Annotated in this window: 14 protein-coding genes; 7 read left to right on the top strand and 7 right to left on the bottom strand. The window is 42.6% G+C overall.

The features are described 5' to 3' along the window. Nucleotides 1-6: 6 nt before the first annotated feature. Both D8790_RS08295 and D8790_RS08290 read right to left on the bottom strand, forming a co-directional pair. Entirely contained in the window at nucleotides 7-1,284 is a 1,278-nt protein-coding gene (locus D8790_RS08295) for a pyrimidine-nucleoside phosphorylase (protein WP_125388267.1), read from the bottom strand. Between the two features lie 2 nt (nucleotides 1,285-1,286). Beyond that, nucleotides 1,287-1,874, bottom strand: coding sequence for a class I SAM-dependent methyltransferase (locus D8790_RS08290; protein WP_125388266.1), 588 nt, complete (start codon nucleotides 1,872-1,874; stop codon nucleotides 1,287-1,289). Nucleotides 1,875-1,967: 93 nt separating this feature from the next. Here D8790_RS08290 and coaA point away from each other — a divergent pair, with 93 nt between their 5' ends. From coaA to D8790_RS08270, 4 genes are all read left to right on the top strand, one after another. Further along, nucleotides 1,968-2,888, top strand: coding sequence for a type I pantothenate kinase (gene coaA / locus D8790_RS08285; RefSeq protein WP_125388265.1), 921 nt, complete (start codon nucleotides 1,968-1,970; stop codon nucleotides 2,886-2,888). Nucleotides 2,889-2,958: 70 nt separating this feature from the next. After that, entirely contained in the window at nucleotides 2,959-3,195 is a 237-nt protein-coding gene (rpsT, locus tag D8790_RS08280) for a 30S ribosomal protein S20 (protein WP_001274000.1), read from the top strand. Between the two features lie 67 nt (nucleotides 3,196-3,262). Next, entirely contained in the window at nucleotides 3,263-3,781 is a 519-nt protein-coding gene (locus D8790_RS08275) for a DNA topology modulation protein (protein ID WP_125388264.1), read from the top strand. Nucleotides 3,782-4,082: 301 nt separating this feature from the next. Beyond that, complete coding sequence (locus tag D8790_RS08270; protein ID WP_125388263.1) at nucleotides 4,083-4,811, top strand: TraX family protein; 729 nt, start codon at nucleotides 4,083-4,085, stop codon at nucleotides 4,809-4,811. Nucleotides 4,812-5,090: 279 nt separating this feature from the next. Here D8790_RS08270 and yaaA read toward each other — a convergent pair whose 3' ends face one another. After that, nucleotides 5,091-5,819 carry a peroxide stress protein YaaA gene (gene yaaA / locus D8790_RS08265; RefSeq protein ID WP_125388262.1) on the bottom strand — a complete coding sequence of 243 codons (729 nt, stop codon included), beginning with the start codon at nucleotides 5,817-5,819 and terminating at the stop codon, nucleotides 5,091-5,093. Between the two features lie 155 nt (nucleotides 5,820-5,974). Here yaaA and D8790_RS08260 point away from each other — a divergent pair, with 155 nt between their 5' ends. From D8790_RS08260 to D8790_RS08250, 3 genes are all read left to right on the top strand, one after another. Continuing rightward, nucleotides 5,975-6,436, top strand: a complete 462-nt coding sequence (locus D8790_RS08260) for a DUF1836 domain-containing protein (RefSeq protein WP_179856437.1) — start codon at nucleotides 5,975-5,977, stop codon at nucleotides 6,434-6,436. Continuing rightward, a complete protein-coding gene (gene trhA / locus D8790_RS08255; protein WP_125388261.1) occupies nucleotides 6,420-7,067 on the top strand; it encodes a PAQR family membrane homeostasis protein TrhA in 648 nt (215 codons plus the stop codon). Before D8790_RS08260 ends, trhA begins: the two co-directional genes overlap by 17 nt. 189 nt (nucleotides 7,068-7,256) lie before the next feature. Then, entirely contained in the window at nucleotides 7,257-8,015 is a 759-nt protein-coding gene (locus D8790_RS08250; protein ID WP_125388260.1) for a CPBP family intramembrane glutamic endopeptidase, read from the top strand. 119 nt (nucleotides 8,016-8,134) lie between these two features. Here the strand turns inward: D8790_RS08250 and D8790_RS08245 are convergent, their stop codons facing one another. The 4 genes from D8790_RS08245 to D8790_RS08230 form a co-directional block, all read right to left on the bottom strand. Then, nucleotides 8,135-9,775, bottom strand: a complete 1,641-nt coding sequence (locus D8790_RS08245; protein ID WP_125388259.1) for a hypothetical protein — start codon at nucleotides 9,773-9,775, stop codon at nucleotides 8,135-8,137. Continuing rightward, a complete protein-coding gene (locus D8790_RS08240; RefSeq protein ID WP_061911230.1) occupies nucleotides 9,765-10,508 on the bottom strand; it encodes an ABC transporter ATP-binding protein in 744 nt (247 codons plus the stop codon). The genes D8790_RS08245 and D8790_RS08240 overlap by 11 nt, the downstream gene beginning before the upstream one ends. A 110-nt stretch (nucleotides 10,509-10,618) precedes the next feature. After that, the gene (locus tag D8790_RS08235; RefSeq protein WP_125388258.1) at nucleotides 10,619-12,232 is read right to left on the bottom strand and encodes a M20/M25/M40 family metallo-hydrolase; all 1,614 of its coding nucleotides are present in this window, start codon (nucleotides 12,230-12,232) and stop codon (nucleotides 10,619-10,621) included. Between the two features lie 124 nt (nucleotides 12,233-12,356). Continuing rightward, a complete protein-coding gene (locus tag D8790_RS08230; protein ID WP_125388257.1) occupies nucleotides 12,357-15,401 on the bottom strand; it encodes a CocE/NonD family hydrolase in 3,045 nt (1,014 codons plus the stop codon). Between the last annotated feature and the right edge of the window lie 79 nt (nucleotides 15,402-15,480).

Genomic DNA, 15,480 nt, shown 5'->3' with positions numbered 1-15,480 from the left:
CTAGAATTAAGCGATCACTTCGACAATCTCGCTTACTGCAACGCTTTCACTACCTATTCTAACATTTTTTTGGAATTCTGTAACTAGTTCTTGAGAAATTTTTTCATTTGCGTAAATTTTTGCAACAATTTCCCCAATTTCGACTGTTTCGCCAACCTTCTTTTCAAACACGATTCCAGTTTCATAATCTAGTTTATCAGATTTGACTGCTCGTCCTGCTCCTAATCTCATCGCAAACAAGCCAAATTCCATAGCTGGAAGCTCTGTGATAAAGCCAGATTGCTCTGCTCTCACTTCAGCCACATAAGCCGCCTGGGATGGCCGATACAAGTCCTCTAGATCACCGCCCTGAGCTGCAATCATCTCTTCAAATTTTTTCAAAGCTGATCCATTTGTCAGATGCTCTCTAATTTCAGAGACTGACTTCTCAACATTTGCCAAATCAAGCATAATCCGAGCGAGCTCGCAGATAAACTCCGTGATATCTTCGCGTCCTTGTCCTTGAAGGATTTCCAGTGCTTCCAAAATTTCCAAACGATTGCCAATACTAGTACCTAAAGGCTGGCTCATATCCGTAATGACTGCAACCGTTCTGCGTCCGACAGCCTTACTTAAATCTACCATGGTACGGGCTAGGACACGGGCATCCTCTAGATTTTTCATAAAGGCACCTTCACCGACGGTCACATCCAGCAAGATGCTGTCTGCACCAGCGGCGATTTTCTTGCTCATAACCGAACTGGCAATCAAAGGAATCGTATCAACTGTAGCGGTCACATCACGTAGAGCATAGAGAAGCTTGTCTGCCTTGACCAGCTGGTCTGACTGACCGATGACGGATACACCAATATCCTGAACTTGCTTGATGAAATCTTCCTGACTGCGCTCTACCTGGTAGCCCTTGACAGACTCGAGCTTGTCTATGGTACCGCCCGTGTGGCCTAAGCCTCGACCGCTCATCTTAGCAACGGGTACTCCAAAGCTAGCTACTAGAGGAGCCAAGATTAAGGTAACCTTATCTCCCACTCCACCAGTCGAATGTTTATCTACCTTAATCCCTGAAATAGCTGACAGGTCAAACTGCTGGCCTGTCCCCACCATGGCCATGGTCAAATCAGAAATTTCTCTTGTAGTCATTCCTTTAAAGTAAACAGCCATGGCAAAGGCTGACATCTGGTAATCTGGCACTGTTCCAGCTACATACCCCTCAATCAGCCATTCAATCTCTTGACTGGACAACTCTAGTCCATCTCGTTTCTTTTGAATAATATCAACTGCCCGCATCTTTATTTCATACTCCTTAGAATATAATAGCCTTTGTCCTTCTTGAGAGTCTCGCAGTTGCCAAACACTTCTTCCATTTTGGTTTTAGCGCTGGGAGCTCCTTGTTTCTTTTGGATAACAATCGTCAAATCCCCATCCGCTAGCAAGTGATCGTAGCTACCTGAAATAACCTCGTGCACCACCTGCTTACCAGCCCGAATCGGTGGATTGCTAATAATATGATGAAATTGTCCGGTCACATTTTCGTAAACATTGGACTGGAAAATATCTGCAGATACTTGGTTCGCATCCGCATTCTTTCTAGCCAAGTCTAGCGCTCGCTGATTGATATCCACGAGAGTAACTTCTAGCTCTTGCACTTTAGCCAGAGTCAGGCCCAGCGTTCCATAGCCGCAACCCACATCCAGCAGCGTTTCTTTTTTGTTAAATTCCAAGGCAGACAACAACACTCGACTGCCATAATCGATCATTTTTTTGCTAAAGACACCAGCATCTGTTAAAAAGGTCATCTGTTGTCCTAATAGTTCCACTTTTAATTCATGAATGTCATGTTTGGCATCCGGATTTTCTGCAAAATACATTTTAGTCATAAAACCATTTTATCATAAATTTTCTCGATTTGTAAATCGTTTTCATTTCTCCAAAAGTATGTTATACTAAAATCCATCATATAGGAGTAACTTATGACTAACGAATTTCTTCATTTTGAAAAAATCAGCCGCCAAACTTGGCAGAATCTGCATCGAAAAAAAAATCCACCGCTCACTGAGTCCGAACTCAATTCTATCAAGAGTTTCAATGACAAAATCAGTCTACAGGATGTGACAGATGTTTATCTGCCTCTGACAAATCTCATTCAGATTTATAAACGTTCCAAAGAAGATCTCGCCTTTTCAAAAGGTATTTTTCTACAAAAAGAAAGCAAAAGGCAGCCCTTTATCATCGGAGTATCTGGCAGTGTTGCCGTTGGAAAATCAACGATTAGCCGCCTATTGCAAATCCTCCTATCACGGACTTTTACAAATGCCACCGTTGAATTAGTGACGACAGATGGCTTTCTCTATCCTAATCAAACTTTGATTGAAACGGGGATTTTAAATCGCAAAGGCTTCCCTGAAAGCTATAATATGGAACTCTTGCTAGACTTTTTAGACCGCATTAAAAATGGTCAAAACTATGAAATTCCCGTCTACTCGCACGAAATTTATGATATTATCCCAAATGAAAAGCAAGAAATCAAGGCAGCTGACTTTGTCATCGTAGAAGGCATCAACGTCTTCCAAAATCCGCAAAATGAACGCCTTTATATGACTGACTTTTTCGACTTCTCTATCTACGTAGATGCCGAAATCGAAAATATTGAGTCTTGGTATCTCGATCGTTTTAAAAAATTACTGGCACTAGCTAAGCACGACACGCATAATTACTACCATCGCTTTACGACCCAGCCTGAAGAAGAAGTCATGGCGCTGGCCCATAATATCTGGGAAACAATCAATCTGGTGAACCTATTAGACTATATTGAGCCAACTCGTAATAGGGCCGAAGTGATTTTGCACAAGGCTAAAAATCATGAAATTGACGAAATCTATCTAAAAAAATAATTTAGGCTTGTCAAATCACAACTTTTCATATATAATTAGATAGTTAGTATTTTCAATGGAGGTGAATAACTTGGCAAACATTAAGTCAGCTATCAAACGCGCTGAATTGAACGTTAAACAAAACGAAAAAAACTCAGCTCAAAAATCAGCTATGCGTACTGCAATCAAAGCATTTGAAGCAAACCCGTCTGAAGAACTTTTCCGTGCTGCTAGCTCAGCTATCGATAAAGCAGAAACAAAAGGTTTGATCCACAAAAACAAAGCAAGCCGCGATAAAGCACGCCTTTCAGCTAAACTTGCTAAATAATGCATCGCGCATACAAAGGAGCTCCACGGAGCTTTTTTTGTTGCTCACTGTAATTAGGAGAATGTATATGAAGATTGCTATCATCGGCTACTCCGGCTCTGGCAAGTCAACCTTGGCCCAGCAGTTAGGCCACTTCCACCATATTCCCGTGCTTCATCTGGATACGATTCGGTTTGAAGAAAACTGGCAGACTCGTAGCCAAGACCAAGTCAAGGCTGATTTAGCGGATTTCCTCAAGCGAGAACAATCCTGGGTCACCGATGGCAACTACTCCTTCGCCTGCTTTGAGGAAAGGATGACGCAGGCTGATCAGATTATCTTTATGAACTTTTCTCGCTGGAACTGCCTCTATCGCGCCTTTAAACGCTATCTAAAATATCGAAATCAAACAAGAGAAAGCATGGCTTCTGGCTGTACTGAAAGACTGGATTGGGAATTCATTCGCTGGATCCTTTGGGATGGTCGGACAAGAGAGACTAAAAGTCGCTATCAGGAAGTTCGCCAGACCTATCCTAAGAAATTCATCGAATTGCGGAATCAAAAGCAATTATCAGACTATGTAAAAGAATCTGGGACAAAAGTCTAACCTTAAATATAAAAAGCGAACAAAACGGAGTTATCTGACACTCAGAATTCTGTCTTGTTCACTTTTTTGTCTAATCTATCAATTTTAAAAATTTATAATAAAGAATCCCTAAAATCAAAATCTTTTTGTCCCAGCCTCGTTCAGTCTTATTTGTCAAGAAAAATCAGAAGTATTCATCGATGAGGTAAAAAGGTGAAATTCCAACTTACAAAATTGTAAGAAAAATGAGAGAAATGTAAGCTAAAGAAATGGAAAGAAGAAACTCTTTCTTGTATCATAGGAAAGGAAAAAGGAGTATCCTATGAAAAAAATGATTGACAATAGCAGTTTGAAACTGCTTGCTATGCTTGCAATGCTGATTGACCATATCGCCTGGGTAGCTTTTCCACTGGCTACCAATATGAATATTCTCTCTCCTAACTGGCTGGCCAATAGTATGCACATAATAGGCCGCCTGGCTTTTCCAGTCTTTGCCTTTTGTATTGCGGAAGGCTATCGGCACAGTCATGATGTGAGCAAGTATATGAGACGATTGGGGCTGCTGGCTCTTATCAGTATCATCCCTTTCTCTCTGATGGGCTGGGTTACTGGTCTTGGCTTTATCATGCAAAATACGGTTGTTACTCTATTTTTGGGGCTCTGTGCTCTTTATTACAGTGATCAGCAAACAGCAACCTGGAGAAAAGTTCTAATTATTCTACTCTGTTTTACTCTGTCCATTATCGCTGACGGCGGACTGACGGGAGGAGTTTTTGGTATCTATTCCTTTGCAAAGATTAAAGACCCAATCTTCCGAAAAATTGGCGGTGTCTTGGCACTGAACAGTGTGCAAATCCTAATTTTGGCCTTCAATTTCTCCTATGATGGTCTGGCCGATCTGGCTGCCACCTGTCTTCTGTTTCTCCTCGTGACCTCTTTCTACAACGGTCAAAAAGGGGCCAATATTGGAAAAGTATTTTACTGGTTTTATCCCCTTCATTTGCTCGCCCTGTCTCTGTTTCGAATTGCCTTTCTCTTATTTCTAATGTAGTTAATGAATGTATTAAAAGTTGCAGTAGAATACCTGTTAAGTTAATTTTTCTTTTGATAAGTCTAAATAATAGAGTAAAAGAGTCTGGGACAATAGTCTCTTTACTACAAAAAAGAGTTTGGGACAAAAATATTTCAATTTTTAAAAATCTTAATTATTAAGCCCTTCAAATCTACAATTAAATGCGAAAAGCGAACAAAGCAGAATTCTGATTACCAGAAAACTAGTTTTGTTCGCTTTCTATATTTGAGGTCGGACTTTTGTCCCAGCCTCCTTTTCTTATTCTTCTTTTACAAAAACTAATTCTTTATCATCTGAAAGATCTGCTCGATAGGTAAAACCTGCAAAAGAGAGCTGTTTGATTTGGTCAAGATGATCGACCTGGGCTTCCATCAAAGCAGTCAAAAACTGGCCACGCGCTTTTTTAGAAATAGTAGAATGACTTTTGAGTTTGCCAGATTTTTCTTCTAAAAACTTAAACCGAAGCATCTTCTCCCTGACCGATTTCTCAAAAACATCCTCAAATTCACTAGACAAAAGAGAAAGCAGCATATCTTCATCCACTACCGCTTTTGTATACTCTTCCCGCCAAAATGTTTTCAGCCTTTGACCATTGGGCTTTAGCCCCACCAAAAAGTCCAATCGGTGAGGGGCAATCGGACTCAAGGCAGGAATGACCCCATATAGACTAGACGTTAACAGCAAATGCTCTTGAATGTAGGATTCCTCCTCTTGTGTCCAATCTTTTCGCTTGATATTGCGATACATGAGCCCATCAAATAAATGCAAGGCTGGATAGGTCTCCGCTTCATTCTTGCTCAGGTTTTGAATTCGCTGGTATTCTATTTCAGCCATTTGCGGACTGATTTTATATAATTTTTCCAACTCTTCGGCTGAGTGTTTTAATAGCTCTTCTATTATGATTTTGCTTTTGGGCGTCAACTGGGAGCGCCCCAGCGAGCTCTGATTTTCATTCATTTCTTTGGCAGTCGGAATTAAAATCTTCATATTTTCCCTTTCTCATCTTGGATTCTGAGTTCATTTTCCTGTTTTCCTTACTCATGATTATAGCAAATTTTGGACTAATTGGATTTATTCTTGACTTTAATTTTCAAAAATGATATTATCTAGTTATCGAAACCAGATATTAGAAAGTTTGAAATTTGGAAACGAAAAATCTGTTCCCGAGATGGGATGAATTACCTGTTCTTGACCTGTATCTGGACCAAGTCCTGCTCTACGTCAACAAGGTCTGCAAGCCAGCTTTTACTGCATCCGACAAAGGCTTGACGGCATCCATGATCAATAATTATGTCAAGCATGCCTACCTTGAAAAACCTCTAAAGAAAAAATACAATCGTCAGCAAGTTGCCCGCTTGATTGCTATTACAAGTTTGAAAACTGTTTTTTCTATTCAAGATATTGCTGCTACTTTAGATATGCTCAACGCTGAGACCCAGTCTGAAGAGCTCTACAATGACTTTGTGGATTATATGAACGGACGGAAGCTTGAAGTGACTCCGATCATTGCCAGTGCCTGTCAGACCTTAAAACTCTACCAGCAAACCCTTGCTTTTATCCAAGTACCCGAAAAGGAGGCCGATAACGATGAACTACGCGCTTAAACTCAGTAAACAACTCTCTTTTGGAGAGGAAATTGCCAATGCTGTCACCCATGCCGTCGGAGCTGTTTTAATGCTGATTCTTCTGCCCATCTCAGCTATTTACAGTTATGAAGGGCATGGCCTCGTTTCTGCTGTTGGCACTTCTATCTTTGTCATTAGCCTTTTCCTCATGTTTCTTTCTTCTACCATTTACCACTCCATGTCCTACGGCTCTACCCACAAATACATCCTAAGGATTATTGACCACTCCATGATTTATATCGCTATCGCAGGCAGCTATACGCCAGTCGTCCTTTCACTCATGAATGACTGGCGGGGCTATCTGATTATCGCGATTCAGTGGGGCACGACCATCTTTGGTATTCTCTACAAGATCTTTGCCAAAAAGGTCAATGAGAAATTTAGTCTGTCCCTCTATCTAATTATGGGTTGGCTGGTGATCTTTATCATCCCGCAAATTATCGGACAAACTGGACCAGTGTTTTGGGGACTCATGCTAGCAGGCGGTCTTTGCTACACAGTCGGCGCTGGTTTTTATGCCAAAAAGAAGCCCTACTTCCACATGATTTGGCACCTCTTCATCCTAGCTGCCTCTGCCCTCCAGTACTTAGCTATTGTTTATTTCATGTAAAACTGCTTTTCAAGCAGTTTTTTCTATAACATAAGACAGCTCTTCAACCAATCCTGCAACAGGCCTGCATTAACCACCTCTCAAAGGTAAGAGCTTTGAAATAATATAAATTTAAGCTTTTTCTGCTAAGATAAGGATAGAAAAGATGATATCTGGCATTTAAATCTGCCAGTTATGGAAGGGAAACGAATGGCTATTTTATCAAAAATCCGCCCATCACAGCCTCTGAAAGAACTGAAATGGTTTGACATTCTTGTGATTACTCTGCTCATGTTTGGTCAGTTCATCTACACATCAACTGAGCTTTACCTAGCTAGCTTTGCACCAGCTTCCAGCGCAGGAGCGACCGAAACGGTGGCCAATACAGCTAGCGAAGGCGCAGCATTCTCAAGCAATTTCAATCTTCAGCTACTGATGCTGGTCTTGACCATTCTTTACCTATTGCTTCGGCGCTTTGACTTTAAGCAGCTTCCCATCCGTCTGAGCTGGTCGGTTCTGCTCTGGACACCTCTGATCTTTGTAGCAGTGGGATTCTTTGGAGACATTGTGATGACGCTGAGCGGCGAGTATAATTACTTTGATCCAACTCTCTGGTCCTATATAGATTTGCTAGAAATCTTCCGGAAATTTGCTGATCTGACACCTATGGCCATACTCTACGGACTGCTCAATGGCTTCTATGAAGAATTCTTCTTTCTGGGTCTTATGACCTCGGTCAAGGATAAGTATAAGTGGTGGGCTCTGGCCTACTCTACCATCATTCGGATTTCTTTCCATACTTATCAAGGAATGTTCTGGGCCTTGGTTATCGGAGTGGTCTATGGTCTCTTCTACTATTTTCTTTACAAGTACAAGGTCAAGAACCTCCTGCCTTTCTTTCTCATGCACACCTTGGCGGATATGTTTGGCTCCAGCTTGATGTATGTACTGATTAACTGGCGTTCTTAAAAGGATAAAAATCAGCTGACATACAGTTTATATCGGAAAACTATAAAATAAATCGCAACTAAAAAGCTTAGAAACAAGGTATCAAGTAACCTCGCTGCTAAGCTTTTTATTATGGTCAATTAGCAATTAAAACTAGCAATCTCACTATCAAGTTTTTTCATATAGTAGCGATAGATCAGATAAGAAACAAGTCCACAAATCAAAATCAGTAGAACAGAAAGGAGATAGAGAACCGTGAGAGATAGGGAGTATGAAATCACATAGAGAACGCCAATCACGATCATCACTCCAATGGTAAAGGCTAGTGCCAATAGGGTCTTACCCATACTGTTATCTCGAGTCATCAGCTCGTTGACATTAGACCAATTGGTCACCAAATGCTTATAATCCCGATGATAGCCCCAAGCGCTCCAAGCTAGACTGGCCATAAACCAAACCAGCAACATAACGAGAAACGTCACCAAATGAACATGGAAGATCAGACTAGTCACCAAAAGAAGAATCACTGGTAAAATGGACTGAATGGCAAAGAGATACCAAAATTTGAGACGAACGTATTTTCTGAGCTCAAAAGGCAAAACCTTCAAATAATCAAAATTTTCCCGCTCCAAGGATAAACCAATAGAGGTCAGATTATTCCCACCCGAATTGAGGGTGGCGATAAACATAGATAGGAAGATAAGTGGAAGCAAAAATCGTGGAATCAAGAACGGGCTAACATCCAGACCTGCATTGATTGCTCCCATGACCATACTAAAAATGATGATGTAAGGAATCAGTGCTGACATGAAGAGAGCCTGCAAGATGACCGAACCTTCACTCAGCAGCCGAATGTGATAGCGCCAGACGAACTTCTTAAAGTTCTTGGCCTCGTCCATATTGATATCGTGCACCCGCTCACGTTTGCCACTTGCTGCACCCGTCATCAAGGCTGCTTCATAAAATTCTGGTATGACCTTGAACTTAACCACCAAAAAGAGTAGAACCCCCACGGCTAGCCAAGCTAAAATTCCTAAAATCGCAGTCAAGCTAAGAGGATTGATGATAAAGTCGTAAAAGGCTACAACTGGCGGGAAATAAGGTGTGGCTATTGTATTGCTGGCGATACTACGACTGTTCATTTGATTGATAAAGATATAGAGTCCTACCGAACCAAGGGAAACCAGCCCCAGAATCACATTGGATAGAATAGTCTTATACTTTCTAAAGAAAGCTGTCTTGGTGATAAAATGCACCAAAATCAAAATGACAAAAGTTATAACCGAGCTTAAAATGACAATCGAAATCAAGGCCAGAGGCAGGCCGACTAAGAGATTTCCTCCTTGAAGAGCTAGCACGATGAAATAGCTATACATGGGCAGAATTGCAATCAAGAGGGTCAGGACAACAGAGATGCTCTTTCCAACAATGATTTCTGATTCACTAAAGGCATAGGGCCGATAGGACTGCAAATCCTTACTTTCATAGAAAACATTATAGAAAACGAGGAAGCCCTGCGACATGGAGAATACAGCAAATATGGAGACCATATTGGCAAAATGTCCCGGATTGCCCACCATGTGATTGAAGGCACTCATGATACCAAAGAAGAATAGGTAGACCAACCCCAAAATCAAGTACATTCGAATAGCCTGCAGGGAGACATTGACTTTTACCTCTGGATTTTTTTCCTGCTTCTTGCGGTATTGCTGCAACTGCGAAGCTTGGATAGCATAGAGAATATTGATATCAACTAATTTTTTAATCGCTTTAAGGCGCATCTGAACTCACCTCTTCTCTGCGGCCAGCCAGACCTAGATAGATAGTTTCGAGGGACTGGTCTGGATGCTGGGCTTTCAGGTCTTCAACCGTTCCGTAGAATATCAGCTCTCCTTTTTTGAGAATGGCAATCTTGTCGCATAGCTGCTCAGCCACTTCTAACACGTGGGTTGAAAACAGAACTGTATTTCCCTTGTTAGCATGCTCACGCATCATCTGCTTAAGATCAAAAGCTGCCTGAGGATCCAAGCCCGTCAAAGGCTCATCCAAGACCCAGATATCTGGATCGGACAAAAGGGCACCAATGACAAAGACCTTTTGCCGCATACCGTGTGAAAATGACTCAATCACTTCATAACGATGGCTAGCAAAGTCAAAGATAGCCAGCAACTCACCCAAACGAGCCTCTACTTCTGCCGTGGTCATATCGTAGGAAGTCGCCACCAGCTCCCAAAATTCATTGGCTGTCAGGCGCAAGAAAAGATCAGGAGAATCAGCTACATAGCCGATTTTTTTCTTGATTTCTAGACGATTACTGGATAGCTCCTTGCCGTCCACAAAAATTTGCCCCTGCGTCAGATTGATGACGCTGACCAAGGATTTAATGGTCGTTGACTTACCCGCTCCATTATGCCCTATCAGACCAACAATCTCACCGCTTTCCAAGGTCAGATTCAGGTGGTTAAGCGCTAGCTTGCCATCATAGTCTTTTGTAACATCTCTAAATTCAATCATGAGAATCTCCTTTGCTATGTTTTGAGGTTATTATACTATCCTAAAAGTTATTTGTCTAGAAACTAGCGAAAAAGTTCGGATTTTGCTTTGAAAGAATCCATAACTATCCTTTAAACCTTGAAAGATTGAGCATTTTCCAGCAGATAGAGCAAGAAATTGGGAATGGTTTCCAGCATGTCCTGCTCATAGACACGCTCGGTCAGCTGATGCAAGTCCTTGCCCCATGGACCTAGATTGATACCGGGGATATGATTGGCCGCAATTTCTGGGAAATCCAGATGATACATATTCTCAGGTACAGGCATACTGGCAATCAGGTCTTGGTACTCAGCGGCAGGCTTCTCTAAGGCACAGTAACTAAGGTCACAGATTCCCATGAAGAATTCGTCCACTTGGAGCTGACAGCCAGCTTCCTTGTCCAGATAATCCCGATAGAGTTGAATGACCTTATCAATCCTAATCGGACTGTCCGACAGACGGCGACAATTCATGGATGGATAGTAAGGCGGCGCGATTGCTAGGACAACCAAAGCTTCCTTACGGTCGTAGAAATCTAACACTTTCTGGATATTTTGAATGCTGATTTCCTGATAGGAGGCACCCTCTTGCAAGGCTTGCTGGGCTTCTTCGTAAATCTGCTGCAAAGTGCCTTCAAAACCGATTTTTTCTTGGCATTCTTGCAGTAATTCTTGATAGGTCAGCACGCGCGGTTTCGGTATAAGCTTGCTTTCTTGATAGACTTTCTGAAGCTGACAGTAGTTTTGATAAAAGTCCTCCACTGCTTCCTGACTGAGATTCTTTATGGCCGCTAGCAATTCACTTGGACTCTTTTCTAAATAAAGGACGCTGAAATAGCCTGCAGCACGCAGCACTGTTGATACATCGTAATTGTCCTTTAAATCACGCAGATAAGACCATGATGGCAGAGGCGAACGTTCTCCGTAGGCCATGTCGGATAAAGCCGGATTAAGATCAATTTTTTCAGCAACCTTGGCCAGCAAGGACAGAGCATTGACCCCCTTGAGTGGCTCTTTCATGTGCGACAGGATGCCCTGAGTCACGACAACTGGCATCAACTTGCCAACTGTTCCTACATGAAGCACCTTTTCCTCCGCTGACTGACTCTCAAAAGGCTCAGAATCCAAAGCCAGAAGGTAATGAAGCTGGAAACGCTCCTTCAATTCAGCAAGCAAGGCTGTCGCTGCCCGCATCCCTTGGGAATAGGACTCCTCATCTCCGACCGACAAATAAAGCAAATTGACCTGACCAGACTGTATCTGACTATATCTCTCCACTACTCCCAGCTGCAAGGCCAGAGCCGCCTTCATGTCGCAAGAGCCCCGACCGAACTGCCACTTGTCCGACGCAATATCCGCTAAAAGATCTGAATCTGAAGAAATGGAGGGTAATTTTTCTTTAAGGGACTGATTATCAAAAGCCCAGTCTTTGAGACTGCCAAAGTCCTCAATATCTACTGTATCATGATGATGAAAAAGAATCACGGTGTCAGCTATATCTCGCTTGACCAGCGCCCAGTTAACACTGCGGTTATAAAAATCATTCGGAATCTGATAGCAGCCAAACAGCTCAGGATGCTCCTGAAAATAAGGAATCTTCCCTATCCGCTCCTGAAGAAAGGCTTCAATCTTCCGCTCAGAACTAGTATGGGTAAAACTTTCAATCGCCATACTTTGGTCAAAAATATCTTGAATATACTGTTTCATTCTTTCTACCTCTGTATTGCTGGCACTTCTGACTTGCAGGCCAAGGCCAGCTGAAAGACGATAAGGCAAAAGCAGCCAATCTTTACCTAGTCAGGAATGCTTGGCTGCTTTTTTCTTGTAATGACTAACGATGAGAATATTTCTTAACGAGGCCAGTCATGCCGAATGTGCTGACAAGAAGCACCAAGCCAAGATAGAACATTCCTTTTTCTGAATGGCTACCAGTTTTTGGCAAGTAAGCTGGGGCTTGTTGAGCTTGTTGAACAGCTGCCTGCTCCACTTGAGACGCTTCTGGCTGACTAGCCAATTGCTGCACCTGAGGCACCACCTTCTGACTGCCTAATTGCTGCACATGGTCAGTCGTTCCTTGCTGCTCTTCTTTACGTCCAACCCTCGAATCGACTGACGGAGCTTCTTCTTGTGGCTCCTGTCTATCAAAGATATATTCTGGAACTTCTCTGATTTCTGGTGCAACTAGTTTTTCACCAAGAATTTCAGGTAAGCTGGCATATTCCGTATCAAGGGCACTTGCTACATAATCAGCTTTCTGAGAACGACTAGCTTCCACAGTCGGTACTAGCGCACTAATAGAATCCGTCTTGAAAGTCACCGCATATTGACGCTTAATCGTCAGATCACTAGGGTCATAAGTATTGAAGACTAGAGCCAGCTTGTGGCCTTTTTTCACCGTGTAAAGATTCGGCTGCAAATACATGGTATAATCATGGAATTGGCCGACTTTTGGCTTAATACTCTTTTCTGAACTAGACGGTGTATAGTCTGATCCTGGATTGGCTAAGTTTAGCCAGCCCTTAGCAATGACCTTGTATTTAGTTTTGGTTGTCGCAAAGTTTTTAACATCCAGATTGCTGAGATTGCTGCCCATCCAGAAGTCACCAGCTTTGCTATCATCACCAGCAGCACCATTTCCAACAACATCAAACTCTTGATCTGATACATCTACCAAGAGTGCATTGACCTGCAAGTTTTTGCCACTTCCCTTGGCCAAAGCTGCCTTGAAGTGAACTGGAATATGGCCTTTGATAGTCGTATTTTCTTTGACTTCTGTCATAAAGGTCATGTTAGCCATAGAAGAAGCTTGACTGACAGTTTCATCTCGCTTACTAGTGTCAATCCCAGCAGCCGCATAGTCACTGGAAATGGTTTCTTCTAGACGTTTGGACTTAGCTGTCAAAATCAAACGATCAGTGCTTTTCCAATTGTCATAGCTCGTCCATTTATTTGGATCGTAGTTATTTTGTGCCAAAACAGCAGGAAGCTTGCTAACATCGTTCTTGACATCGTAAAGATAATGAGAGAACCAAATATTGAGCAAGTCGTAGAAATCTTGATTGTTGGCCTTGATACCATAACCTCGAGAGATAGCTGCTGGATGGACATGGTCTCCTTGGTGGAGATAGAGTTTTACGTTTTGTCCCGCTTTTTTCAAGACATCATACATGAGCTCAAATTGTTTGGTTTTGACATTGTCATCATTTAAGCCATGTACCAGCAGGGCACTAGTCTTTATCTTTCCTGAATTTAGGGTATAATCGCGTTCCCGCCAAACTTGGCTATAATTGCGACCGTGAGCTTTTTGATCCTTATTTAGCTGATTGATATAGTCAGCATACTTGTTCCAGATTGAAGCCCAATCGTCTTGATCGAGCATCCGAGTAGAAACGTAGAGTGACAGCCAAGACAGATCGCTGTATGGCGGATTGCTATAGGCTGTTCCTTGACTATTGAAATAATCATACCAGCTAGCAATTCCAGCAGCTGGAACGATGGTTCTCAGGCCTTCTACACCCGTTGTTGCCACACCGAAAGTTGTCGTACCGGCCCAAGATAGGCCAGTCATGCCGACTTTGCCATTGGCCCAGTCAGCCTTGATTTCAATATTGCTAGTTCTGTCTGTGTAGGCCGTCCGTTTACCGTTGATCCATTCGACAATATTTTTAAAGGCTTCTACTTCCAAATCAGATCCAGTTGTATTGAAGCCTTCTGAACCCTTAGTACCCAGACCAGCACTGGAAACAAAGGCATAGCCGCGCACTAGGAAGTAATCATACCAGTTCAAATTCTCGTAATCATAAATCCCTTCATAAGGGCTATAATAGTGCCAATCTGACGCTTTGGCCTTCTTTGCCGCATCAATACTGCTCATGCTAGAAACCGGTTGGCGCTTAGCAGGCTTATTGTGCAAACTCTTCATATCATAAGAACCGTTTGTCGGCAGATTGAGACTTTCCAAGGTCACATAGTTTTCATCCAAAGTCCCTGCGACGTAAGGACGAGCTTCTAAAATTGTCGAAGCCTTAAAATCGCCTTGGGCTGCTGCTTTGGGAAGTTGTACGATAGCCTTGACGAGGTCACGCTTTCCGTCTCCATCCGTATCATGATCTGTCTCAACATAGACAGGAAAACGGACGATGTCGCTTTTTTCATACGAATAGTCTTTATCTTCCTTAGCTCCACTGCTGTATGGGAAAATTGGCTGCGCCCGACCATTCAAAAAGAGCGGTGCTTTCTTTTCAGCACGATAGGCATCATGCAGGCGCTTGGCAACTGCATACATGGACTGCAGATTACTTCCCTGTACGCGGGCCGTCAAATCGGCCTCTTTATCAATCATTCCCATGCTCTTGGCTAGATTCACTCTATCTTGGGCACTGGTGCCTAGCTGAGATTCATTGACGGCTGCCCATTTCAGTAGCTCATCGACTGCTTCTTGTAGGGTCAATTCCTTATCAGCCAAGGCTGGATTTGAAAGACTCCCCGTATAAGCAGACAGGTCTTGTCCTTTGGCAGTGGCAGGCACAGCAGAAGACACCAAGCTAGCATCTTGAGCCAAAGCTAAAGGTGGCGACTCCAATGAAGAAGTAGGCTTTTCAGAGTCCACAACTGGTTTTTCAGCAGTGATCGATTCCTCTTCTTGCTTTTCTGGCCTTGCAGTAACCGACGATTCCTTGCTTTCAACCTCTAAAACTGCTGGTTGCTGGACTGAAGATACCGGTTCAGACGGCTTTGCGACAGCTTCTGTTTGAAGAATTTCCTTGCTTTCGACATTCGCCTGACTCGTCTCATCAGCTTGAACAACCCGACCTAGGGCCAAAGGTGCAAATAGCGAGACTGATAAGAGTAACCTCACTAGTCCTCTCTTTTTCATAAAGAACCCCTTTCTTTTTATAAAGTTTATTACTTGTCCATTATACTATGTAAGCGTTTTTAATTCAATGCTAGTTTTA

Source organism: Streptococcus cristatus (genome assembly GCF_003943535.1).
GTDB lineage: Bacteria > Bacillota > Bacilli > Lactobacillales > Streptococcaceae > Streptococcus > Streptococcus cristatus_L.
Note: the sequence above shows the minus strand (reverse complement) of the source record. Positions and strands in the feature narration are given on the sequence as shown.